This is a genomic window from Streptomyces spinosus (assembly GCF_020400655.1).
GTDB classification, from domain to species: Bacteria; Actinomycetota; Actinomycetes; order Streptomycetales; family Streptomycetaceae; genus Streptomyces; species Streptomyces argyrophylli.
In genome coordinates, this window is the sequence record NZ_JAINRC010000029.1 from 14764 (window position 1) to 37032 (window position 22269).

General features: G+C 68.1%; 22 protein-coding genes. 9 read left to right on the top strand and 13 right to left on the bottom strand.

The annotated features are described in order from the left end of the window. Positions 1–141 precede the first annotated feature (141 nt). Together LG395_RS37615 and LG395_RS37620 are read left to right on the top strand one after the other, a co-directional pair. A complete protein-coding gene (locus tag LG395_RS37615; RefSeq protein ID WP_225813568.1) occupies positions 142–852 on the top strand; it encodes a DUF4396 domain-containing protein in 711 nt (236 codons plus the stop codon). Between the two features lie 38 nt (positions 853–890). Further along, complete coding sequence (locus tag LG395_RS37620; protein ID WP_225813570.1) at positions 891–1274, top strand: hypothetical protein; 384 nt, start codon at positions 891–893, stop codon at positions 1272–1274. A 168-nt stretch (positions 1275–1442) separates the two neighbouring features. On the opposite strand, the gene LG395_RS37625 is transcribed toward LG395_RS37620, so the two are convergent. The 5 genes from LG395_RS37625 to LG395_RS37645 all read right to left on the bottom strand — a co-directional run bounded on the left by LG395_RS37625 (position 1443) and on the right by LG395_RS37645 (position 6915). Further along, on the bottom strand, positions 1443–2882 hold the full coding sequence (locus tag LG395_RS37625; protein WP_225813572.1) for a SigB/SigF/SigG family RNA polymerase sigma factor: 1440 nt from the start codon (positions 2880–2882) through the stop codon (positions 1443–1445). Positions 2883–2958: 76 nt separating this feature from the next. Beyond that, the gene (locus LG395_RS37630; RefSeq protein ID WP_225813574.1) at positions 2959–4062 is read right to left on the bottom strand and encodes a cation diffusion facilitator family transporter; all 1104 of its coding nucleotides are present in this window, start codon (positions 4060–4062) and stop codon (positions 2959–2961) included. After that, a complete protein-coding gene (locus tag LG395_RS37635) occupies positions 4059–4346 on the bottom strand; it encodes a TlpA family protein disulfide reductase (protein WP_225813662.1) in 288 nt (95 codons plus the stop codon). Before LG395_RS37635 ends, LG395_RS37630 begins: the two co-directional genes overlap by 4 nt. A 27-nt stretch (positions 4347–4373) precedes the next feature. Beyond that, positions 4374–5645 (bottom strand): YVTN family beta-propeller repeat protein, encoded by a 1272-nt coding sequence (locus LG395_RS41560; RefSeq protein ID WP_372463518.1) that lies wholly within the window; start codon positions 5643–5645, stop codon positions 4374–4376. Then, positions 5551–6915, bottom strand: a complete 1365-nt coding sequence (locus LG395_RS37645; RefSeq protein ID WP_225813585.1) for an SGNH/GDSL hydrolase family protein — start codon at positions 6913–6915, stop codon at positions 5551–5553. The genes LG395_RS41560 and LG395_RS37645 overlap by 95 nt, the downstream gene beginning before the upstream one ends. Before the next feature lie 248 nt (positions 6916–7163). On the opposite strand from LG395_RS37645, the gene LG395_RS37650 reads away from it, so the two are divergent. Further along, positions 7164–7916: an acetate uptake transporter gene (locus tag LG395_RS37650; RefSeq protein WP_225813586.1), complete on the top strand. Its 753-nt coding sequence runs from the start codon at positions 7164–7166 to the stop codon at positions 7914–7916. Positions 7917–8296: 380 nt separating this feature from the next. On the opposite strand, the gene LG395_RS37655 is transcribed toward LG395_RS37650, so the two are convergent. After that, the gene (locus tag LG395_RS37655; RefSeq protein WP_225813587.1) at positions 8297–9100 is read right to left on the bottom strand and encodes a sigma-70 family RNA polymerase sigma factor; all 804 of its coding nucleotides are present in this window, start codon (positions 9098–9100) and stop codon (positions 8297–8299) included. Positions 9101–9354: 254 nt separating this feature from the next. Between LG395_RS37655 and LG395_RS37660 the strand changes: the two genes are divergently transcribed. Both LG395_RS37660 and LG395_RS37665 read left to right on the top strand, forming a co-directional pair. Next, a complete protein-coding gene (locus LG395_RS37660) occupies positions 9355–11160 on the top strand; it encodes a thiamine pyrophosphate-requiring protein (RefSeq protein WP_225813588.1) in 1806 nt (601 codons plus the stop codon). Next, positions 11157–12305 (top strand): SDR family oxidoreductase, encoded by a 1149-nt coding sequence (locus tag LG395_RS37665; protein WP_225813589.1) that lies wholly within the window; start codon positions 11157–11159, stop codon positions 12303–12305. The genes LG395_RS37660 and LG395_RS37665 overlap by 4 nt, the downstream gene beginning before the upstream one ends. On the opposite strand, the gene LG395_RS37670 is transcribed toward LG395_RS37665, so the two are convergent. The 6 genes from LG395_RS37670 to LG395_RS37695 all read right to left on the bottom strand — a co-directional run bounded on the left by LG395_RS37670 (position 12206) and on the right by LG395_RS37695 (position 17198). Continuing rightward, complete coding sequence (locus tag LG395_RS37670; protein ID WP_225813590.1) at positions 12206–13987, bottom strand: glycoside hydrolase family 15 protein; 1782 nt, start codon at positions 13985–13987, stop codon at positions 12206–12208. The two genes, LG395_RS37665 and LG395_RS37670, sit on opposite strands and share 100 nt — an antisense overlap. Before the next feature lie 118 nt (positions 13988–14105). After that, complete coding sequence (locus LG395_RS37675; RefSeq protein ID WP_225813592.1) at positions 14106–14945, bottom strand: SDR family NAD(P)-dependent oxidoreductase; 840 nt, start codon at positions 14943–14945, stop codon at positions 14106–14108. Between the two features lie 88 nt (positions 14946–15033). Then, positions 15034–15366, bottom strand: coding sequence for a hypothetical protein (locus LG395_RS37680; protein ID WP_225813594.1), 333 nt, complete (start codon positions 15364–15366; stop codon positions 15034–15036). A gap of 14 nt (positions 15367–15380) precedes the next feature. After that, a complete protein-coding gene (locus tag LG395_RS37685; RefSeq protein ID WP_225813596.1) occupies positions 15381–16025 on the bottom strand; it encodes a PepSY domain-containing protein in 645 nt (214 codons plus the stop codon). A 78-nt stretch (positions 16026–16103) separates the two neighbouring features. Continuing rightward, positions 16104–16655, bottom strand: a complete 552-nt coding sequence (locus LG395_RS37690; RefSeq protein WP_225813598.1) for an HPP family protein — start codon at positions 16653–16655, stop codon at positions 16104–16106. Between the two features lie 168 nt (positions 16656–16823). Further along, a complete protein-coding gene (locus LG395_RS37695) occupies positions 16824–17198 on the bottom strand; it encodes a DUF1330 domain-containing protein (RefSeq protein WP_225813600.1) in 375 nt (124 codons plus the stop codon). Positions 17199–17395: 197 nt separating this feature from the next. On the opposite strand from LG395_RS37695, the gene coxB reads away from it, so the two are divergent. The 4 genes from coxB to LG395_RS37715 are packed head-to-tail and all read left to right on the top strand — an operon-like array spanning position 17396 to position 20584. After that, positions 17396–18061, top strand: a complete 666-nt coding sequence (coxB, locus tag LG395_RS37700) for a cytochrome c oxidase subunit II (protein ID WP_225813602.1) — start codon at positions 17396–17398, stop codon at positions 18059–18061. A gap of 59 nt (positions 18062–18120) precedes the next feature. After that, the gene (locus LG395_RS37705) at positions 18121–19728 is read left to right on the top strand and encodes a cytochrome c oxidase subunit I (RefSeq protein WP_225813604.1); all 1608 of its coding nucleotides are present in this window, start codon (positions 18121–18123) and stop codon (positions 19726–19728) included. Beyond that, positions 19725–20096: a hypothetical protein gene (locus LG395_RS37710; RefSeq protein WP_225813606.1), complete on the top strand. Its 372-nt coding sequence runs from the start codon at positions 19725–19727 to the stop codon at positions 20094–20096. The genes LG395_RS37705 and LG395_RS37710 overlap by 4 nt, the downstream gene beginning before the upstream one ends. Then, on the top strand, positions 20093–20584 hold the full coding sequence (locus LG395_RS37715) for a hypothetical protein (RefSeq protein WP_225813608.1): 492 nt from the start codon (positions 20093–20095) through the stop codon (positions 20582–20584). The genes LG395_RS37710 and LG395_RS37715 overlap by 4 nt, the downstream gene beginning before the upstream one ends. A 21-nt stretch (positions 20585–20605) precedes the next feature. Here the strand turns inward: LG395_RS37715 and qcrB are convergent, their stop codons facing one another. After that, positions 20606–22246, bottom strand: a complete 1641-nt coding sequence (qcrB, locus tag LG395_RS37720; protein WP_225813663.1) for a cytochrome bc1 complex cytochrome b subunit — start codon at positions 22244–22246, stop codon at positions 20606–20608. Positions 22247–22269 lie beyond the last annotated feature (23 nt).

Below are 22269 nucleotides of genomic sequence, written 5' to 3' on the forward strand. Positions count from 1 at the left end.
CTTCGGCGCGCTTCAGCACGGCGTTGTGCAGCGCTGTTCCGCGCCAACTGCCCGTCGGCACACGCTGTGGTGGATCGCGGTGGTGTGTTTCGGCCCGGGTACTCAGGCCGGGCACGCGGTCGGACCTCCACAGAATGGCAGGTGAGTTCCTTGGAGCCCCACAGCACCCCTGCGGGCTGGATCGAGGCGATCGGCTGGTTGAGCCTTGGTCTCGCCTTCTTGAGCGCGTTGCTCATCCTGGCCGACATCGGGAGGGGCTACCGCCAGAAGATGTGGATCATGAACCTGGTGTATCCGATCACCGCTCTGTACTGGGGGCCGGTCGCGCTCTGGTTCTACTGGGTGCACGGGAGGAAAGACGCACAGCCCGTGATCGAGGAACGAGGGCAACCGGACGCCGAGCGATTGCCCGAGTGGCAGGTGATGTCCAAGGCGGTCAGTCACTGCGGTGCCGGCTGCACGCTCGGTGACATCGTCGGCGAGTGGATCGTGTTCGCCACGGGCTTGACCATCGCGGGGAAGTCTCTCTACGCGGACTTCGTCCTGGACTTCGTCTTCGCCTGGACGCTTGGCGTGGTCTTCCAGTACTTCACTATCGCGCCGATGCGGGATATGAGCCGAGCGGAAGGAATCCGTGCCGCGATCAAAGCCGACACCCTTTCGATTGTCGCCTTCCAGGTAGGTCTCTTCCTCTCGATGTGGGTGTACCAGGACGTCATCTTCTCCCCGGGCCTGCCGAAGACATCGGCCGCGTACTGGATGATGATGCAGGTGTCGATGGTGATCGGCTTCTTCACCGCGTGGCCTGTGAACGCCTGGCTGGTCAGGGCCGGGCTGAAAGAACGGATGTGACATCGCCCAGCACGCGACCTCAGGGGAGGCGAAGCGATATGTGGAAGCGCCGGAAGAAGCGGGTCCGCGCGGTCCGTCTTGAACTGTGTGACGTCTGCGCGGCGACGTTCCCCCAGGACGAGGCCGTACGCGGATACGTGCCCGACTCCTCGTCCGTCAGTCCTCGCAACGACTGGTTCGACGGCCTGCGGCTCATCACGGCGTGCAGCACCGAACACTTCGCCGCGTTGAGGAAGACCTATCAGCGACGGCCTTTCACCCAGGAGGAACTCTGGGCGGCGAAGGTCGACCGAGTCCTGACCAGTGGCCCGCCGGTCCTCACATTCATGGAGCTGGAGTGCCGCACCGGCTTGGACGAGAGGGAGATCAGGCGTGCCATCGCCTGGCACAACGAACACGGCGGGTGGCGGGCGATGCGATGACGGCGATCCTCGGCGACGATCCCGTTCTGCGCCAGCGGATCACGGACTCGACACTGGGGCCAGTTCCCGGTCATCCACTCCTTCCACAGCAGTGGGTTGCGCTCGCCGTGGGCATCACGGGCAGCCTCCACGGTTCTCTCGGCGTGGCACAGGCCGCGAAGTACGCCCTCAACAAGATCTGGGCGGTCCCCCGGCATGCACGCCCCCGTGGCCGCGCAGTCTGCTGACGCCTTTCACAGACCGGGTGCACCTGAGCCTCGCGGACCGGCGCGCCGGCAGGTCGTACGCCGCGACCGAGGCGTTCAAGGGGTTCAGAAGCTCCAGATGCGCTTCGACCAGCCACGTAAGCCCCTGCACGAGGCGCCGCCGGATGACACCGCCTAAGGGAGGTTTACTCCCTGTTCGTGCCGCTTCGGGCGGAGGCCGCGCGAGCACGTTCACACGCCTTTCGCGAGACGTGAGGCGGACATCTCGACGGGTGCCGTAGGTCATTCGCCACGGCATGGCTGCCCAAGGGGCGCGAAGGTGACAGCGGAGCCCAGGGCGTCGATGCTTCCGGACGGTGCGCACGACGTCGAGTGACGTGGATACCAGGCGATGCGGCGACCTTCGTCGCCGCGTTGCTGGTCTCAGCACCATGGTGTGCGTTTCCCGGCCGGCCGCGCTGGTCACTGAGTTCCGGCTCCGCCGACGACGGCGGGTGGGCGCTTGCTCGGCCGGTGTCACCATGACGTTCGTAGGGTGCGAAAGCCGGGGCTTGCGCGATCGGCCTGCCGGACGACGCTGCGACCGGCACTGATCATGCACGGGGACGTGGTCCGACAACGCTTGGCGGAGTCGTTCGACGCAGCTTCTGATGATCCGGGAAACCTGCATCTGGGAGAGGCCGATGGCACTCGCTATCTGCAGTTGGGTCAAGTCTCGGAAGAACCGCAGATGCAGTATGTGTCGCTCTCGCTCGGGCAGGTCGCGCACGGCGGAGGCGAGCGCGACCGTGTCCACCACGCGGTCGAGAGCCGGGTCGTCGCGACCCAGGAGGGCGGCGAGTGAGGTGCCTTCGCCGTCGTCCGGCTCCGCGTCCAGGGAAGTGGTGTTGCACTCTCGTACCGCACGCAGTGTCGCCTCGACGCGTTTCACGTCGAGTCCCGTGTGCTTGGCGATCTGCTCGCTGGTCGGTGTACGCCCACGCAGTCGCTGCTCGAGTTCCTCGAACGCCTGGAAGACCTGTCCACGTGCCTCCTGCACCGGCCGAGGCAGGCGTACGACGGTGGTTCGGTCGCGCAGATGCCGCTGGAGCTCCCCGACGATCGTAGGTACGGCGTAGGAAAGGAAGGCGTGCCCCCGCGTGGGGTCGTATCCGTCTACGGCCTTCACCAAGCCGAGTGACGCGACCTGGATGAGGTCGTCCATGTCCTCTCCCCGATGGCGGAAACGCCGCGCCACCCGCTGGGCCAACGGCAGCAGCAGGCGAATAGCCTCCTCGCGCAGATGGGATCGCCCGGGGCCGGGCGGACAGGCGACGAGATCGCGCAGCAGCGGGTCCAGACAGCCTGAGCAGAAGTCCCCCGCGTTGTGATCACAAGGGACAAGGGCTGCTGGGGAGCGCATGGAGAGCCTCTGGGAGTCGAACGGTCGGCTGCCGACGACGACGATCGGTGGTGCGCGTTGCCGCCGGGGAGGGGAGTCACCCGGTGATGTAGCTGTGAAACGAGCCGTCCCTCATCACCACACGGACCATCCGCCACCGCAGCCGCCGTTCCGCGCGGCCTGACGCTCCACCGGTCCTGTCCGGTATGGCGGGGGCCCGCAGATCTCTTCGTGAGCGGTCCTCGATGTCAAGGAAGACCTGGTCCGCCTCGGGTACACGCCGGCTCAAGGAGCTCTTGATGCGACTGGCCACTTCCTCCACCCGTTCGCTGTCCAGGCCCGGCGTGAGATCGATCCGGGCGGCGACGAGCGTGGAATCGGTACCCATCTGCATCGTGAACAGCTCGCTCACGGCATCGATCTCCGGCTGAGCGCGGAGGAACGAGCGGATTCGATCCCTCAGTTCCGGGGACGCCGCCTCGCCGATCAAATGCTCCCGTGCGTCACGGCCCAAGCGGTAAGCGACGTAGATGAGCAGAGCCCCGATCGAGAGCGACGCAGCCGCCTCCCAGGCCACGTATCCGGTCACCATGTGCAAACCCATGCCGAGGAGGGCGAGTGACACGCCGAGTACGGCGGCACCGTCCTCGGCGACGACCGTGCGCAGAGCTGGATCGCGCAGCCCCTTCCCGCTGTGCCGACGTACTTGGAGCAGAGCGCGTAGGAGAGAGGCGCCCTCCGCGCACAGCGCGACACCGAGCACGGTCAGCCCGGTTACGTACCCGTTGAAAGTCTCGTCGGCTCCGTCTTCCAGGGCGCGTACGCCCTGGAAGACGGAGAAGCAGTGGCCTGTGACGAAGATGCCGACGGCGGCGAGGAGGGACCAGAGGAAACGTTCCTTGCCGTAGCCGAAGGGGTGGCAGCGGTCTGCGGGGCGGCGGCTGCGGCGCAGCGCGGCCAGCAGGAAAACCTCGTTGAAACTGTCGGCCAGGGAGTGGGCCGCTTCGGACAGCAGCGCGGGGGAGTGTGCGAACAGGCCGCCGATCACCTTGGCAGTCGCGATAAGCACGTTCGCCACCAGCGCGACGACGAGTGTGACCCGTGTCCGGTGATCACCGGTTCGCCGGGAGCCCGCGTCGTCCCGCGGGGTTGGTCTGGGGTCAGGAGAGCGGCCCCCGGGTTCGGACGATGAGGAGTTCACGTCTGCTCCTTCAGAAGATCGGCCACGGCCTGCTCCAGCTCGGCCGGGGTCACCGCGCCGACAGCCCGCACGATCCCGCGCGCGTCCACGAGTACGTTCGTAGGGACGCCCGTGATACCGAGAGCGGCGGCGTAGTCGCCGCTCTCGTCGAGCAGGACCGGTCCCGCCACGTTCCACACGTCGGCGAAAGCGAGCGCTTCGTCGCGAGCGTGGTGCGTTTCCCACACGTTGATATGGATGAATTCCAGCCCGGACCGGGCGGTACGGCGGCGCAGGTCCTTGATGACCGGAGCCTCCGCATTGCAGGGGCCTCACCAGCTCGCGAAAAAGTCGATCACGTACCTCTTCTCCGCCCACTCCCTCGTCGTACGGATCTCACCCGTGCGGGCATCCGGCAGAGCGAACTGGGGGATCGGCCTGCCTACAGCCGGATGGGTCGGCGGCTTCGCCGCACCGGGCAGCCACGGCGCGTCCACCATGGTCAGCGTGCCGCTTCCGGCGTTGGAAACCAGCAGGCGCCCCGAGGCGGCGTCGATCCCGCAGTCACCGGGACCGTTGCCGACGGTGATGCGGTGGGTTTCCGACCCTGTGGCGGTGTCGACGACACTGACGGTCCCCGCTCCTCTGTTGCAGACGTACAACCGGCTGCCGTCCGGTGTCACGCACATGCCCACCGGTGCTCGTTCGACCCGGATCTCACCCAGCGGGCGCGCTGTCGCGAGCGACAGCCGCAGCACTGTGCCGTGCAGGGAGCCGGCCACGTACAGCTGGTCGGCCCGGGGATCGGCGATCGTCTTGCACGGTCCTTCGCCGACAGTGATCCGACCGAGGGGACGCAGGGTCTCCGTGTCGAAAACCGTCAGCGAGCCGGCCATGAAGTTCGCGCAGTATCCGTGTCCCCGCTCACTGTCCACGGCGATGCTCCCCGCTCCGAGCTCGGCGGGAATGGTGCCGATGACCTCCAGACGGTCGGCGTCGATGGCGGTGATCGTGCCGGCCGCGGTGTTGCCGCAGAAGATCCGCCGTCGTTCCGGATCGTGTCCCAGGCCGGCCGGGTAGGCGCCCTGCCCGATGTGGAGCTGTACGACACGCGCGGCGCTGTCGGCGTTGAGGACCGTCACGGTGTCCGAGCGGGCGTCGGCTGTGAACAGGCGTCCGCTCGGCAGATCCAGGACGATGGGAATCGGCTCTTTGCCCGCCTCGGCACGCCATACCGGAGCGAACTGGTCGAGATCCACACTGACGACCGCGTTGTCACGGGAGCACGCCACGTAAGCCCGGCGAGCCGTACTGTCCACCGCCACGGCTTCTGGGCCGGCGCCGAGCCGGGGCGCTGCCACCACTCGGTGTGCGCACTCCACTCGGCACGCCGGGCCGCTGCGCCGAGGAGGCGGGTCGCCAGTCACAGTTCCTGTGTTTACGGGGAACCGGGGGGCAAAACGTTCGGAGCGTATGTCACGACGGTCGTGGTGGTGCGCCGTCGGATGCTCATCGTGAGAGGGCCCGCTGATCCGCGACCGCGATGGCCAGTTGCCCGGCGGCCGAGGGATGCAGCGGGGCGCGGTCCGTTGGTCCCTGCACATACGGCTGGGCGCTGCACAGCTCGTGACCTGTGAAGTCCGGTCGTACCGCCGTGAAGCCCCGGCTCGTGGCTCCCTCCCGCAGCACATCGTTCAGGACGGACAGGCGGGCGCGCAGTACTCGGACCTTTGCCACCGTCAGGCCCTCACCTCGCAGGCAGCTCACATCGCTGCCGAAGGGGTCGTAGTACTCGTTCACCACAACCTTGGGGTGCTGCGGCATACCTGCCAGATGGTGAAGGAGACTGCGGTAGTCAAGGGCGAAACGGCTGAGCCGGTTCTGGAAGAACGCGGTGGAGGCCTTGTCGTCACACGAGGGCGCTTTCGCGCAGAGCTGCACCAGATCCGCCCAACCCACGTCGTTGGCGCCCACGCTCACGATCACGACGCCTGCCCGTGTCGCCCGCTGAGCCTCGGCGAACTGTGGCGGTGCCACTTGGTCGCCGAGGATCTGTACTCCGAGAATGCCGTCGTGAACGGTGGCCCCGGCACAGCCGAGATTCAGCACTTTCCTGTCGTTGGTTCTCGCGAGAACGCCGGCATACGAGTCCGCGCTGCGCCGACAGGCCCTGTCCAGGGCGTCCGGGTCGACGAGAGGACGGTTGCCGGTACCCGCAGCGGTCGAGTCACCGAGCACCACAGCGGTGACATCGGTCAGATCGGGGCCCTCGGTCCTCGGCACGTTCGCTGCCGTGCTCCGGCCGACCAGGTCCGCCAGGGAGTGCACGTGCCGAAGGGCGTCGGGTGTCTGCGACGCCAGGAGGTAGAAGCCGGTGGCATTGGCGACCGCCACCACGGCAACACCGCAGAACAGGATTCCCAGAGTGCGCCGACGCGGGAATCGGCGAAGCCCCGCCCAGGCCAGCAGGGCGACGGCCATTATGCCGGCGGCCACCGCCGTTTCCTGCACCCCGTAGAGGACCCAGCCCGATGCGAGACTGTGCCCTGCTGTGATTTCCAGCTGTTCATGGTTGCCGGACCGGACCAATTGGGCGACCTGGCTGCTCTCGGTGATGTGCGTCAGCTTCAACAGCGGACGGATGGGGCCGGAGAAGGTGGCTTCTGTGGGCAGGGTCTGGCCGAACAACTGGAGATCGCCGGGGCCGGACATACGCCAGTCGGGTGGTGCCGCCCCCACCTTCACGGTCTGGCCGGCTACTGTCACCGTTCGAAGCGGGGTGAGGCGGACCGCCAGCCATATGGCAGCGGCGGCCAGTACCGCGAGCCAGAGAGCGCAGAGAGCCCAGGAGCCTGCCCGGACCCAGCGGCGCATGCAGGGCCGCTCCGAAATCGATCTCACCCGTCCGGGCACCTGTTCACCTTCCACCATTTCGGTGCTGCTCGGGATCGGACGACCGGACGAAGACGGTCCAGCGGTCGCACCGTCCGGCAGGGGAGTCCCCCACGGCGAGGATAAGTAGCCCGGGAGCAACGGACGTTTCAGGCGGCGGCGTGAGGTGACTACCCACGGCCCAGAGAGGCCGGTATGCCTTCGGCCTCTCGCGTTTCGAAGGAGTCCTCATGTCCTCGCAAGCTCAGCCGCCGCCTGTACCCGGCCCCGTGGAAGACCCCGACAGCTACGAGGCATGGCAGGCGCGAAGCAGGCTGGTCCTCACCCCAGTGGCGGCACCGTCGATCCTGGGGCTGTTCGGCCTCGCCGCGGCGACCTTCACCGTTTCCTCGAACCTCGCGGAGTGGTGGGGCAACCCTCTCACCTCGCCTGTTGTCCTCGCACCGTTCGCGATCTTTCTTGGCGGCGTCGCCCAGCTGCTGGCCGGGATGTGGGCCTATCGCGCCCGTGACTCCCTGGCCACGGCCATGCACGGAATCTGGGGAGCTTTCTGGCTGGCCTGGGGTCTGATGACGCTGCTGACCGCCTCCGGCGCGCTGTCACCGTTCCTCATCACCAGCCAGGCGATGGGGTTCTGGTGGATCGCACTCGGGCTGATCACCCTGTTCGGAGCCGCGGGTGCACTGGCCCAGAACATGGGCCTCTTCCTCACGTTCATCCTGCTCACCGCCGGATCCGGCCTGCTGGCCGCGGCCCAGATCGGTGCCTTTCACAGCGTCCGCCTAGCCGCTGGATGGGTGCTGGTGGCGTCGAGCGCGGCTGCCTTCTACACCGCCGGCGCACTGCTCCTGGAGCAGTCCTTCGGTGGGCGGGTCATCCTTCCTCTCGGAAGGTGGAGCCTGAGTGGCAACGTTCCCGGACACCGGGTGGTGCACGACATCGCCTACAGCGCGGGGATGCCGGGCGCGCGCACTGGTCAGTGATCATTCATCGGTGCCGGGAAGTCCGGTCGGCGTCCGGTGACCACGTCCCGCTACCGCGTGCGGCGCCAGTGCCGGGCCGCCGTGGCCGCGGCCGTCGACTTGGCGGTCGTGACGTCGTCCCGCCCCCACGGGGACGGGCGGGACGGCGTCCCGCCGGATGAGGACGGCCGCCTTAGCGGGTGCCTGCCGGCTCGGAGGGCGGCGCACTGCTGATGACACGGTGGCGGCCAGCCGGGCTGTGTCCCAGCAGCTTTTCTCTGCGAGGCCGCCCTGCTGTTCGGGGTCGGTCGGTCTGTGTGCTCTACGGCATGTTGCAGCGCGCGAAGGCCTCGTGGCAGAGCGGTATGGGCAACTGACCCATCGCGCACCAGAGTGCCGGATCAGTCGCACAGCAGGTTGCGGCGAAGGAAATCGCAGGACTTCTCCAGCAGCCGCGACACCTGCATCTGGGAAATGCCCACCACGGCCGCGACTTGTCGCTGACTCATGGAATCGAGGAAGTACAGGGCGAGTATCCTCCGCTCCCTGACCGGCAATTCCGGCAGGAGCGACTTGAGCGCGATTCGGTCGACCACTCGGTCCAGCATGGGGTCCTCGTCACCCACGGCGTCCGCCAGGGAAGGCGCATCCTCTTCTCTGCGCCGCGTGTCCATGGACAGCGGGTTGCGGGACTGATCGGCACGGAGGGCCAGCCGTACCTCGGCCTCCTCGATGCCCGTCAGGCGGTGCAGGTCCGGCACGCTGCCGCCATTGCTGTGCCCCGCCCGTGTCATTTCCTCCTGGGCCCGGCGCACCCGCCGGTGCTTCTCCTGGATGCTGCGGGGCACGTGCGCGTCCCAGGTGCAGTCACGAAGATATCGCTTCAGTTCGCCATCGATGGTCGGTACGGCGTAGGAGAGAAACGGGCGGCCGTATCGGGGATCAAAACGATTGACCGCTTTGACCAGCCCCACACAGGCCACTTGGTAGAGATCCTCGCGACTGTCGATCGGAGCACCGTACCGTCGGGCGAGGCGTCGAGCTACCGGGAGGAAGGCACGTACCGCCCTCTCGCGCAACGCCTCTCGTTCCTGCCCGGGTGGGCAGGCCGCCATCCGGTGCAGCAACTCCTCGTTCTCGTCCGACGGTGCCCGGTCGGCCCGCCTGCCGGTAGTGTCACGCGGCGGGGCCGGCGGATCGTCCACCCGAGGAACTTTTGTCAGAGGCATGATGGCACGCCCACCTTCCTGCGGAGGGTGCCGATGGGTGCCCGAATGGGCCCCGCCAGGGCAGCCAGGTCTTTCCGGCTGCGACGTCATGCGAGTGCCCCTTCGTATTTGTCTTATGCAAATTTTGCTCTGTGATCGCCCTTCGAGGTGTCCCGTCGCAGGGTTTAGTCCTGGAGCCAAGAGGTGACTACCGTGCCGACTCTTCGGACCTCCGGCTCAGGAGAACCACCATGACCCAAGTCGCCGACTACGTCCTCCATCGCCTCACCGAATGGGGCGTGAAACGGGTGTACGGCTATCCCGGGGACGGCATCAACGGTCTGCTCGGCGCCTTCGACCGGGCTCAGGGCAACCCCGAATTCATCCAGACACGGCACGAGGAGATGGCCGCGTTCATGGCCTGCGCGCATGCGAAGTTCACCGGTGAGGTGGGCTGCTGCACGGCGACCTCGGGACCCGGCGCCGTACACCTGCTGAACGGGCTGTATGACGCCAAACTGGACCACCAGCCGGTTGTCGCCGTCATCGGCCAGCAGAAACGGCTTTCACTCGGTGCTCACTACCAGCAGGAGGTGGAGCTGGACCTGCTCTTCGCCGACGTTTCCGAGTTCTGTCAGATGGTCGTGCACCCAGGACAGGCCCGGCACGTCATCGACCGCGCCTTCAAGACGGCCCTGACCACGCGTGGTGTCGCGACGGTCATCATCCCGAGCGATGTGCAGGAGGAAGACGCCCAGCCCTCCCCGCCCAAGATGCACGGCTCGGTGTTCTCCAGCGTCGGCTGGAGCCGGCCCCGCGTCCTGCCTGACCCCGGGGAGCTGCGCAAGGCCGCCGACATCCTCAACGAGGGTTCGAAGGTCGCCATGCTGGTCGGGCAGGGAGCGGCCAAGGCACAGGAGGAGGTCGTAGAGGTCGCGGAGCTACTGGGCGCGGGCGTCGCGAAGGCGCTGCTCGGCAGGGAGGTCCTCCCCGACGACCTGCCGTTCGTGACAGGACCCATCGGTCTGCTCGGCAGCAAGGCCAGCGACAACATGATGCGGAACTGCGACACCCTCCTCATGGTCGGCAGCAGCTTCCCCTACTCCGAGTGGCTGCCGGACGAGGGTCAGGCGAAGGGCGTCGAGATCGACATCGACGGACGGATGATCGGTATCCGCTATCCGATGGACGCGCACCTGGTCGGCGATTCCAAGGAGACCCTCCGTGCGCTGATCCCGCTCCTGCGGCGCAAGGAGGACCGGGGCTGGCGCGAGCAGATCGAGAAGGACGTCCGCGAATGGAACGACCTCTGCGATCGCTGGGCGGACCAGCACTTCGAGGGCAAGATCAACCCTCAAGCCGTCGCGGCCGAGCTGTCGCCGCGGCTCCCCGACGGCTCCATCCTGACCGCGGATTCCGGCTCGGGTACGAACTGGTGGGCACGGCACCTGAAGCTGCGCCAGGGCATGCGGGCCTCGCTCTCCGGCACCCTGGCGACCATGGGCCCCGGCACCCCGTACGCGATCGCGGCCCGCTTCGCCTACCCGGACCGGCCGGTGATCGCCTTCGTCGGCGACGGCGCGTTCCAGATGAACGGCATGAACGAGATGATCACCATCAAGCGGTACCTGGACCGCCTCTCGAATCCGGCGGCGCCATTCATTTTCTGTATCTTCAACAACCAGGACCTCAACCAGGTCACCTGGGAGCAACGGGCCATGGCCGGTGATCCGAAGTACCCGGGCTCGCAGGAGATCCCGGACGTGCCGTACGCGGCCTACGCCCAGCTGCTCGGCCTGAAAGGCATCGTCTGCGACGATCCGCAGAAGGTCGGCGCCGCCTGGGACGAGGCGCTTGCCTGCGACAAGCCGGTGGTGCTGGAGTTCAAGGTCGACAACGAGATCGCCCCGATCCCGCCGCACATCATGACGGCCCAGGGCAAGAAGGCGGCCAAGGCGGTACTGCACGACCCGGAGAGGGTCGGCATCGCCGCCAAGGGCGTACGGCAGAAGATCACCGAATTCGCCGAACACCTCCCGGGCCGGGGAAGCAAATGACGACGGAGCAGACCGGTCGTGCACACGGCGCGCAGGTTGTCGTCGTCACCGGTGCGAGCGCCGGCGTTGGCCGGGCCACAGCGAAGGCGTTCGCCGCCCGCGGCGCCGCGGTGGCCCTTCTGGCCCGTGGCCAGCGGGGGCTCGAACAGGCGGCGCAGGACGTCCGCACTGCCGGGGGGCTGGCCTTGCCCCTGATGGTGGACGTTTCGGACGCCGAGGCGGTGGACGCGGCGGCACAACAGGTCGAAGATCGGCTCGGACCCATCGATGTATGGGTGAACGCCGCCTTCACCACGGTCTTCTCGCCCGCGAGCGAGATCCGGCCGGAGGAGCTGAAGAGGGCCACCGAGGTGACGTACTTCGGTTTCGTCCACGGTACGCAGGCGGCCCTCCGCCGTATGCTGCCCCGCGACCGCGGCACGATCGTGCAGGTCGGTTCCGCCCTCGCCTACCGCAGCGTGCCCTTGCAGTCGGTGTACTGCGGAGCCAAGGCCGCGATCCGGGGATTCACCGACGCACTGCGCTGTGAGCTGATGCACGACGGCAGTGGGGTGAACGTGACAACGGCCCATCTGCCGGGGGTCAACACCCCGCAGTTCAGCTGGGTGCTGACTCGCCTGCCGAGGCATCCGCGACCTGTGGCTCCGGTCTACCAGCCCGAAGTCGCCGCCGCCGGCATCGTGTACGCCGCCGACCACCCGGAGCGACGGGAGTACTGGATCGGCGGCTCCACGGTGGCCACCCTGCTGGGGCAGAGACTCGCGGCGGGCCTGCTCGACCGCTACCTCGCCCGCACGGGCTACGACTCCCAGCAGACCGACAAGCCCGTCGACTCCTCCCGGCCGGCCAACCTGTGGAAACCGGTTGACGACGCGCAGGGCACCGACCACGGACCGTACGGCATCTTCGACGACGAAGCGCACTCCCGCAGCCTGCAGCTGTGGGCCTCGCGGCACCGTCGGCCCCTCGTGCTCGGGGCGGCGGCCGTTGGTGCCCTGGTCACCGTCGGTGCGGCGGCCACGGCCGCAGGGCGCGGGCGGCTTCCTCAGAGCGGCAACGCGGAGGCGTCGTTGAGGCGGACGGCGCACTCCAGCAGGAGGGCGTGGACGAACGCCTGGGGCAGGTTGCCGCGTAGCTGGCGCTGACGGACGTCGTATTCTTCCGCGAACAGCCCGGACGGCCCGCAGGCCGCCCGGGTTCGTTCGAACCAGCGCAGCGCGCGGGTGCGGTCGCCGACGCGGTCGGCGGCGAGCGCCATGGTGAAGCCGCAGAGCAGAAAGGCTCCCTCGGCTTCCCCGAGAGGGATGTCGCCGTGCACGAAGCGGTACAGGTAGCCGTCTTCGGCCAGCCGGTCCTCGATGAAGCGGCGGGTGAGCGTGTTGCTGGGGTCGTCGGCGGGCGGGCAGCCGCGGGACAGGGGGGTGAGGAGGGCGGCTTCCGGTCCGTCGTCGTCGGCGGCCCGGCGCCAGCGGCCATCCGTCCTGAGGCAGCGGCGTCGGGTCTCCGCGAAAACCCCATCGGCGAGTTCGGAAGAACGTTGTGCCGTCCGGCCCGACAGTGCCACCGAAACCTGTCGCAGTCCGCAGACCACGCTCAGCCGGGACTGGGTCCACCAGCGGTTGTCCAGTTCCCACAGGCCGGCGTCCGGCCGCGTCCAGTTGCTTTCCACCGCGTCGACCGCGATCCCGACCGCCTGTTCGGCTTCCGGGGTGAGCCGGTCGTGGTGCGCGGCGGCGGCGAACAACTGCAGAACCTCACCGAACGCGTCGAGCTGGAACTGCTCGGCCGCCTTGTTGCCGACGTGGTCGCTGCCACCTGGATATCCCCTGAGCGGCAGCCGTTGCTGGTCCGGCACCGGGCCGCCGTCGACGGTGTAGGCCGGGTGGAGAGCCTCACCGTCGGCGAGGATGCGCTCCGCGGTGAAGCGCACCGCCGTGTCGAGCAACTCGTGCGGGCCGTGTGACGCGACGGCGAGGCCCGCGTAGCACTGGTCGCGCACCCATGCGAAACGGTAGTCATAGCTGCGGCCGGTGTTGGCGCGTTCCGGGAGCGAGGTGGTGGCCGCGGCCACCATGCCACCCGAGCTGCTGGTCAGCCCGCGCAGCACCGCATAGGCGTGGCGGGCGTCGCGCGGTGCGGCCGTGCCGGAGCAGTCCGGCACGGCACGCTGCCACGCCTGTTCCGTCTGCTTCCACAACTGCTTCGGGGCCAGCTGTCGACTGTCGCCGCCGGCCGACAGCTCCAGCACGATGTCGTGTTCCTCGCCCTTGCGCAGCCGGAACCCACCGCGAAGACCGGACTCCCCACTCCACGAGGCCCGCTCGGCACCGGCCAGTCGCACGTGCAGGCCCCCGGCCCGGGCCGTCCACAGGCCGTCCTGGAGCCGTACCTCGGACACGCGCCCGGCGCCGAAACCGGGCCGCAGGTCGAGGGACATGCGCAGGCGCGCCTCGCCGCGTTCCACCCGCATGCGGCGCAGCAGCAGCAGGCGATCGGTGGAGGCCGGCATCGCGAGCGCGTCGCGGCACTCGATGACGGCGTCGGCGGTCACCCAGCGGCTGACGTGGATCAACGTGCCGTCCTCGTAATATCCGCCCCACACACGCCACCGGTCCTCCGGCTCGACAGCGAAGTACCCGCCGCCGCCGATGAGCGCGGAGAACACGGCGTCACTGTGCCAGCGTGGGGCACACAGCCACACGATCCGCCCCTCCGGGTCCACCACGGCGCCACGTTCGCCGTCGGCGAGGACCGCGTAGCCGCGCACGACCCATGGGGGACAGGCGCCGTCGTCCGCTTCTGTCGGCTTGTCCGCTTTCTCGTTCATGGCCGGGGAGAATGCCCGACGGCCGCGTCGCGAAAACGGTCCGCACGCCGTGGGGCCGGGGCATGACGGCAACCGGAATGCTGGACCGGCACCGCTGCGGTCCTGCGGGGCACACCCTTCATCCGAATACCGTGGCGAGCCGCCGGTACAGACCGGGGGCCACACCGCGAACCATGGCGGGCAGCCGCAACCAGGCTGGTACGAACACCTCGTCCTTGCCATGCCGTACGACGTCCCATACGGCGTCGGCCACCCGCTCGGGAGCCACCGGCCTGGGCGACGAGCGCAGGTAAGGCACCCCGCGCCGTTCGAAGAAGGGAGTGTCCACCACACCCGGAATCACGTGGCTGACTGCTACGCCGGCAGGGCGCAGTTCGTATCGGAGTGCGTCGGCGAAGGCCCCGAGGCCTGCCTTGACGGCCGAGTAGACCGCCTCACCCCGCACTCCCGTGCTGCCCGCGACCGAGCCGATCAGGACGATGCGTCCGGTTCCCGCGGCTGCCATGTGCGGGGCGAGGTGCCGTACGACGTGCAGGGTGGCCAGGAGGTCGACGGCGACCACCTCCTCGATCGCGGACAGCGGCATGTGCGTGAACTCCCCGGCCCATCCGACCCCGGCACAGGCCACCAGCAGGTCGAGCCGGCCGAGCCGCTCCAGGGTGAAGCCAGCCAGTTCCGGGCCGGCGCGGGTACCGGTGAGGTCTGCAGGAAAGGCCGCCGCGCACGCGCGGGTCGCCACCTGGGAGAGCCGCGACGGATTGCGACCGTTGAGGACCATGCGCCAGCCCCCTTCGGAGGCCAGCCGAAGGGCCACCGCGGCACCGATGCCGGAGGATGCGCCGGTGATGAGCGCCGTCCCCCGGAAGAGGGTGGCGCCGCTCGCGGTGCGCGCCTGCCTCTCTGGCACGGCTCCCGTGGGGCTGCTCTTTGCGCCGGCACGGAAAGGGACATGGGTCATGGCTGGACCTCGCTGCGCTGGCGGACGTACTGGGCGAGCCTGGAGTCCGGTGAAGTATCCCGAGCACCCTTTTCGTGAAACGGCTTGTTCACCGCACAGCCGCGCGGGTCGCGCACAGACCTCCCACCGTGAAGGCGCCGGCAACCGCGAAATCGACAGAAGCCGCCGTGCGCCATCGAGGGCTGTACACCGCGAGGCCGGCCATCGTGGCGGCGTGGAGGGCGTCGGGCAGTGCCGCCCATGCCGGCGGCATCACTCCGGCGGCCGTCGCAAGTCCCTGGACGAGATGACGGGCACCCAGCACGCGCACGACAGCGTCCGCGGCGGTGTTGCGGGCAGTGCGCGGACAGTGGCGCAGTACGGCTCCCGGAACCGTGGTCAGGACGGTTCCCCACATGACGCGAGCCACGGTCATGGTCACCACCGAGGACCGCCTCATCGCGGGCTGCCTGACGAGGACGCGGGAGGACTGGCCGGCTCTCTCGGTACGGACGAGTTCCCCGGAACGGTGCTGCTGTGGACGACCTTGGACGTCACGGCGTCGATCTGGTAGACGTGCGTCTGCCCTCCTTGCACCGTGTCGATGGTGACCGACCACACCGGGCGCCCCTGGTTGTCCTTCTCCAGGCTGACATCGGTGACCTTGCCGAAATCCGGTTGTTTCACCTTGTCCACCGCGTCGTGTGGCAGGACCTTCGCCGATGCGATGAGCGCGGCCATACGTGCTTTCTGCGCCTGTCCCTGATCACCGGGTACGGAGGTGCCCAGGAACCGCCCGTGGATGGCGTCCACACGTACCGCGTGTACCGTGCCGTTCTGTTCAGCGACCCGGGTCAGCCAGACGGGGTTCGGACTTGAGACGTCCGTGACCCGAACGGAAAGCAACGTCGTGCCGGGCACTTCTGACAGCGCCGTAAGCACGGCCCGGTCGTAGGGAGCCTCGACCTGGGGGAGGGCTTCCGGCCGGTGTTCCGGCGGCTGGCTCTGACAGGCCGTACCGGCCACCAGCAACGCGCCTGTCGCCAGGAAACCGGCCAGAGCCGGCGCTGTTCTGCCGACGGCGCTGCCTCTCGTGCGCATGTGTTCCTCCTGATCTCGGTCCCCTGGTTCGGTGGAACTCCGTACGCCCGTGAGCGGAGAGCGACAGGGGGGCTTACGTCAGCCTGCGTCACCACCGCCGGAGCTGCGGGAGGACGTCGCGGCGGTGAGAATCGGCGCGATACCCAGCACGAGAGCCAGGCCGACCAGCAGGCCGTACAGAGGTGGCCCTGGTCTGGTGATGCCGGAGGTGATCAGCAGCGCCGTGGCGGCGGCCGGGGCATGGTGGGAGTCCAGCACGTGGAGAAGGAAGAGGGTGACACCCACCGCGAGGGCTTGTGCGCCGATCTGTGGCGCGGTGTCGTGATGCTGCTCGGCGACGGAGGGGTGGCTCCACAATCCGAAGACCGCCAGACAGGCCAGACCCACGCCGACCGCTGCGGCGTGGCCGGTCACCGCGCTGCGGAGCCGGGCAGTCACTGATTCCGGATGCGCCAGCAGCAGGTACGCGGTCGGGCCCAGCGTCGTGGTCAGCGCGATCCAGCCGATGAGGTTGCCGACGGCGCCGACGCCGGCGAGCAGCAGTGTCGACAGCGCGAACAGCCGCAGACCCCCCAGCAGGCGGGCCGGTGCTCCGCTGAGAGGACCGGCCGGCAGATCACCGGTGTCCATGCTGGGCCTCCTCAGGACTCGGAGCCTTCCGGGTATCCGCTCGGAGTCACCGTCAACCGGGCGGGAGCCCCACCAGTCACTGCGGCGCCCGTACGGTTCCATGATCACCGTTGCCCCCGGGTGAGAGGGCTGATCAAGACGCCGGTTGCAGCCGAGAGCCCCCGCTGGTCAGATGTCTGCGCTCCAGTCGTTCGTGGGCTGAAGAACTGCCTCTGTCAGGGCACGCGTGCGTAGTTCCGTGACCGCTTGGTACTCCGGGTCGGCGACCATGCGGCTGAAGGCCGTACGGCTCGGGTAGCGGACCAGGACGACTGCGTCCCATGTCTGCCCCTCTTCGGCCACCAGCGCGGTTCCGCCCCTTCCGGCATAAAGAACATGCGCTCCGTACCGGGGCAGGAACGTTTCCCGCAGGTGCCGTGCGTACTCCTGGTACAGAGCTCTGCCGCCAGGCGCGAAGCGCAGCAGGTTCAGCATGACAACGGGCCCGTCGGGGTCCTCGGCCAGCATCGCCTTCATATCTCCGCCGGTGGGGTCGATAGCCACGGGGCACTCCTTCGGACGAACGGACGCGACTGCCCCGGCCCGATGGGCGGGGCGGCTCAGCATACCGATCGGTATGTGCCTGTCGGCAAGGGTGTCGAACCCGCGGGTCGGACGAGATCGTCAGTCTGCGGGCTTTCAAAAATCACGCGTCTGGGCACTCCCGCACGCCGTACAGGTCGAGCGGAGGAGAGCGGCGAGTGGACCATCGGCGGGTCTTCGGTGAAGTCTTCACCCTGGAGACGGCTATCGCATCCTTTGTGTTCGCCGCGGTACTCGCGCTGATGGCCGTCGCCGTCATCAGACGCCGGGCCGGAACCGGCAGGCACCCGTCCCAACGGGCGGAGAACAACCGATTGGAGTCCTACTACCTCGGGGTGCTCGGCGTCGTCGCCGTTTTCCTCGTCGTCTACACGGCCCTGGCCAACCACCGCGAGCACCACACGCCGGCGGACCGCCCCACCACCCGCGTCGAGGTGACCGGGTTTCAGTGGTGCTGGGAGTTCAGGTACCCGCGCGCCGCGGCGCAGCGGACCGTCTCGGTACAGGGCAATTGCCGCGACAAGCAATTCCCCACACTCGTCGTGCCCACAGGCACGACGGTCAAGATCAAGATTACGTCGAAGGACGTCATCCACTCGATGTGGATCCCGGCACTGCGCTACAAGATGGACGCCTTCCCGAACCACCGGAACACGTTCGCCCTCACGTTCAACCAGACGGGGCGATGGCGCGGCAGGTGTGCGGAGTTCTGCGGCCAGCGCCACAAGTCGATGGACTTCTGGGTGAAGGCCGTGCCGCCCGACGAGTACCGGAAGTGGCTCAGCACGCAGGCGGCTGCCAGCGCGACCGGAGCCGCCGTATGAGTACGGATCAGCAGACACCTCACCGGGCTCCCGGCCATGCACGCGCCGGCGGTCGGCTGATGTCCTTCACCTCGACCGATCACAAGCGCATCGGGCTGCTCATCGTCGGGACCTCCCTGGTTCTGATGTCCCTCGTAGGAGTGCTGGCCCTGCTGATGCGTAGCCAGCTCGCCCTGCCCGACGAGACGTTCCTCGACGCACACGTCTACAACCAGCTGTTCACCATCCACGGCTCGGGCATGATCTACATGGTCATGACGCCGTTCGCCCTCGGCCTCGGCGTGTACCTCGTGCCGTTGCAGATCGGCGCGCCGGGCATCGCCATGCCACGCACCACTCTGATGGGCTACTGGCTCTACGTGTGCGGTGCCGTGACGATGCTGTCCGGTTTCGCGGCGAACGACGGAGCGCACCCCGACGGCTGGTTCTCCTATCCGCCGCTGGCTGACCGCGTGAACTCCCCGTCCGTCGGTTCGGACCTGTGGATCGTCGGCGTGTTCCTGGCGGTCACCGGCTCCATCCTCATCGGCTGGACCGTGCTGTGGACCGTGCTCCGCAAACGGGCACCGGGCATGACGATGATGCGGATGCCCGTGTTCTCCTGGTCGATGGTGGCGACCTGCCTGATGGTGGTGGGTTCGTTCCCCGCACTGCTGGCGGCCCTGGTCATGCTCGCTGTGGGCCGGGTGGACCCCGCGGTGTTCGCGTCCAATGTGTGGAACATCGGCTACCAGCACATCTTCTGGTTCTACGGGCATCCGGTCGTCTACGTGATGTTCTTCCCCTACCTGGCCGCGGTGGGCGAGGTGCTCGCCGTCTTCTCCGGACGCCGCTTCTTCGCCTACAAGGGGACGGTCCTGGCGCTGCTGACCTTCGCCGCACTGTCGATGAGTGTCTGGGGTCACCACATGTTCGCCACCGGACAGGCCGCGAACGACTACTACTCCCTGACGTCGATCCTGCTGCTCATGCCGGCCGGGATCGAGTACTTCGCGTTGATCGGCACGATCCTGGGCGGCCGACTGGTCTTCCGTACGCCCATGCTGTTCGCCCTGGCGTTCATCCCGCAGTTCCTGATCGGCGGCCTCACCGGCGTCATGGTCGGCACCCCGGTGATCGACTACCACGTGCACGACAGCTACTTCGTCGTGGCCCACCTGCACTATGTGCTGTTCGCCGGCAGCGCCTTCGGACTCTTCGCGGCCGTCTACTACTGGTTCCCGAAGGCCACCGGCGCCCTGCTCCGCGAGAACCTGGGCAAACTGCACTTCTGGCTGCTCGTCGCCGGGACGAACCTGACCTTCCTGCCCATGTTCGCTCTGGGGTACCTCGGCATGCCCCGGAGGGTCTACACCTACGACGCGATCGACGGCTTCGGCTGGCTGAACCTGCTGTCCAGTTGCGGCGCCGGAGTGCTCGCCCTGGCCATGGTCGTCTTCATCGTCAACGTGCTGGAGTCGCTGCGCAGCAGACGGCCCGCGGGTGACGACCCGTGGGGTGGCCAGACACTGGAGTGGGCCACCTCGTCACCTCCGCCCGAGATGAACTTTCCGCCCGAGCGGCCACTGCCCCCGATCACCAGCTACGCCCCGCTGCTCGACCTGGAGAAGCAGAAGAGGACCGGTGCCGGGCGGACGCCCGCAGCCGGTGAGGGGAGCCAGGCATGACCAAGAAGGATCCGGGGGCGGCCCTCGTTGCGGGCTGGGGCCTGTTCAACGGTCTTCTCGCGGCCGTCCTCGTCATCTACCACGGCCACCTCATCGCCGTGATGTTGTACGTCGGCGCGGTCGTCCTGATCGGGCTCGCCGCTGTGGCGGTCCTCGTCTCCGCCCGACGGAACCCACAGGGGCAGGTCGACCAGAGACTTGCCGTCCGCGGCGCGGCGACCCTGCCCCTCATGGCCGTCGGCCTCACTCTCGCCCTGCTCACCCTCGTGTACGGCCCCTGGATGCTGTCGCTGTCGGTACCGCTGCTGCTCGTGGCGGTCGCGGTCGCTATCCATCGGGGGGCCTGGCGCAAGGGCGGTTCCTCATGACTGGTATGGGCGCGTTGAGCCCGGATGCCCTGGCCATGGGCCTGTCCGGGCTGCTGGTCGCCGTCGGAGTGCCGGCCCTGATTCACTACACGCAGGCCTGGACCGGGTGGGGACGTCTCTCGCTGCCGGCCGCGGTGGCCCTGCCCCTGTTCGTCGTTCTGCACGCGGCCGTCGTCCTGACGGAGCCGCTCGTGCCCCCGGGCTTTCCCCGCATCGCGGCGGAGGCGCTCCTGTTGTACGCCGCGATGCTGTACTGGCTGCCCGTTCTCGGCACCCGTCACCGGCTGAGCGATCCGGCGCGCTGTGTGTACCTCTACCTGTCCATGCCCTTGCTGGACCTGCCCGCGGTGGCCATGGTGGCCATGGGGCACGCGGCAGGGGGGCTGGCCATGGTGGCGGCCATGCTGCCGATCGGCCTGGTTGCCCTCGGCGTCACATGGCGCTGGATCACCCAGGAGGAACGCCTCGCGCAAGCCGGTGCCGAGTGACTCGGAGTGCCCCACCCCTGGTTACTTCTTCGGCCCCTCCTCGGCCTTCTGGGCCTCGGCGGGGTCGGCCGTCACCGCCGCGACCTGGCGCCGGGCCTCTTCCGTGAGCGGCATTTCGACCCGCTCGGCGTAGTACCAGCGACTGAGGCCTCGCCTGAGGTACCGCCTGACAGGCATGTACCAGCGGCCGGGTTTGTGCAGGGGGAGCGGAATGTCCCGGACGACCATGGCCACGCGTTCTTCCTGCGACAGCGGCTCATGGGCTCGCGCGTACGAGCCGTCCGCGATCATCCGGACCTCCTCCGTAGGTTCTCCCTCCACAAGACGCGCCCGGTCCCTGGCCTGTAGCCCCAGGCACAGCCGCTTGGTCAGCAGGAAGGCAACGACCGGCAGGACGAACACTCCGACCCGCAGCGACCATGTGTAGACCTCGAAGGGGACGCGGAAGACCCGTTGCAGGACGTCCTGGCCGCCGTCCAGGAGCAGTACGCCGAAGAACGTGATGCCGGCGACCCCCAGCCCGGTACGTGTGGGCTGGTTCCGGGGCCGGTCGCACAGGTGGTGCTCCTTGCCGTCGCCGGTGACCCAGCGTTCGAAGAAGGGATACGCGTACAGCGCCCCGAACAGGAGCACAGGAAGCACGACAGCGGGGAGGAAGACGTCCCAGACGACGGTGTGGCCCAGGAAGTTGGTCTCCCAGCCCGGCGTCAGACGTAGGGAACCCTCCAGCCAGCCCAGGTACCAGTCCGGCTGGGCGTCGATGGAGGCCTGGTCGGCCCGGTAGGGGCCGAAGTCCCAGATCGGGTTGATCTGCATCAGTGCCGACATCAGGGCGATAATGCCGAACAGAATGAAGAAGAGGCCGACCGACTTGGTCGTGTACTGCGGGTAGAGGGGCTTGCCGATCACGTTCTGGTTGGTCCGCTTCGGCTTGGCCCACTGGGTGTGCTTGAGGTAGATCACCAGTCCGAGGTGGGCGGCGATCAGCGCGATCATCAAGCCGGGGATGAGCAGGATGTGCGCCGCGTACATACGCGGGATGATGTCGGGTCCCGGGTACTGCCCGCCGAAGACGAAGAACATCAGGTACGTGCCGACGATCGGGATGGAGAGCAAGATGCCTTCCGCGGTGCGCAGCCCCGTACCGGACAGCAGGTCGTCCGGCAGGGAGTAACCGCAGAAGCCCTCCAGGATGGCCAGCCAGAACAGTGTCACGCCGATCATCCAGTTGACCTCGCGCGGTCGGCGGAAGGCCCCGGTGAAGAAGATGCGCAGCATGTGCACCCCGATCGCGGCGACGAAGACGAGTGCCGCCCAGTGGTGCATCTGCCGCATCAGCAGTCCGCCGCGCACGTCGAAGCTGATGTGCAGGGCCGAGGTGTAGGCCTCGGATGCCATTTGGCCCAGCAGGGGTTGGTACGAGCCGTCGTAAGGGCGTTCCTCCATGCTGGGGTGGAAGAAGAATGTCAGGAACGTACCGGTGAGGACCAGCACCACGAAGCTGTAGAGCGCGATCTCGCCGAGGAGGAAGGACCAGTGGTCGGGGAATGCCTTGCGCAGGAACTTCTTCCCCGCCTCCGACAGGGGCACGCGCCGGTCGACGGCGGTCACGAGCCGCTCGCCCCGGGTGGGCCGCGGCTCCGGGTGCAGTAGCTTCCGCAGGAAGGACAAGAAGGGTTCACCTC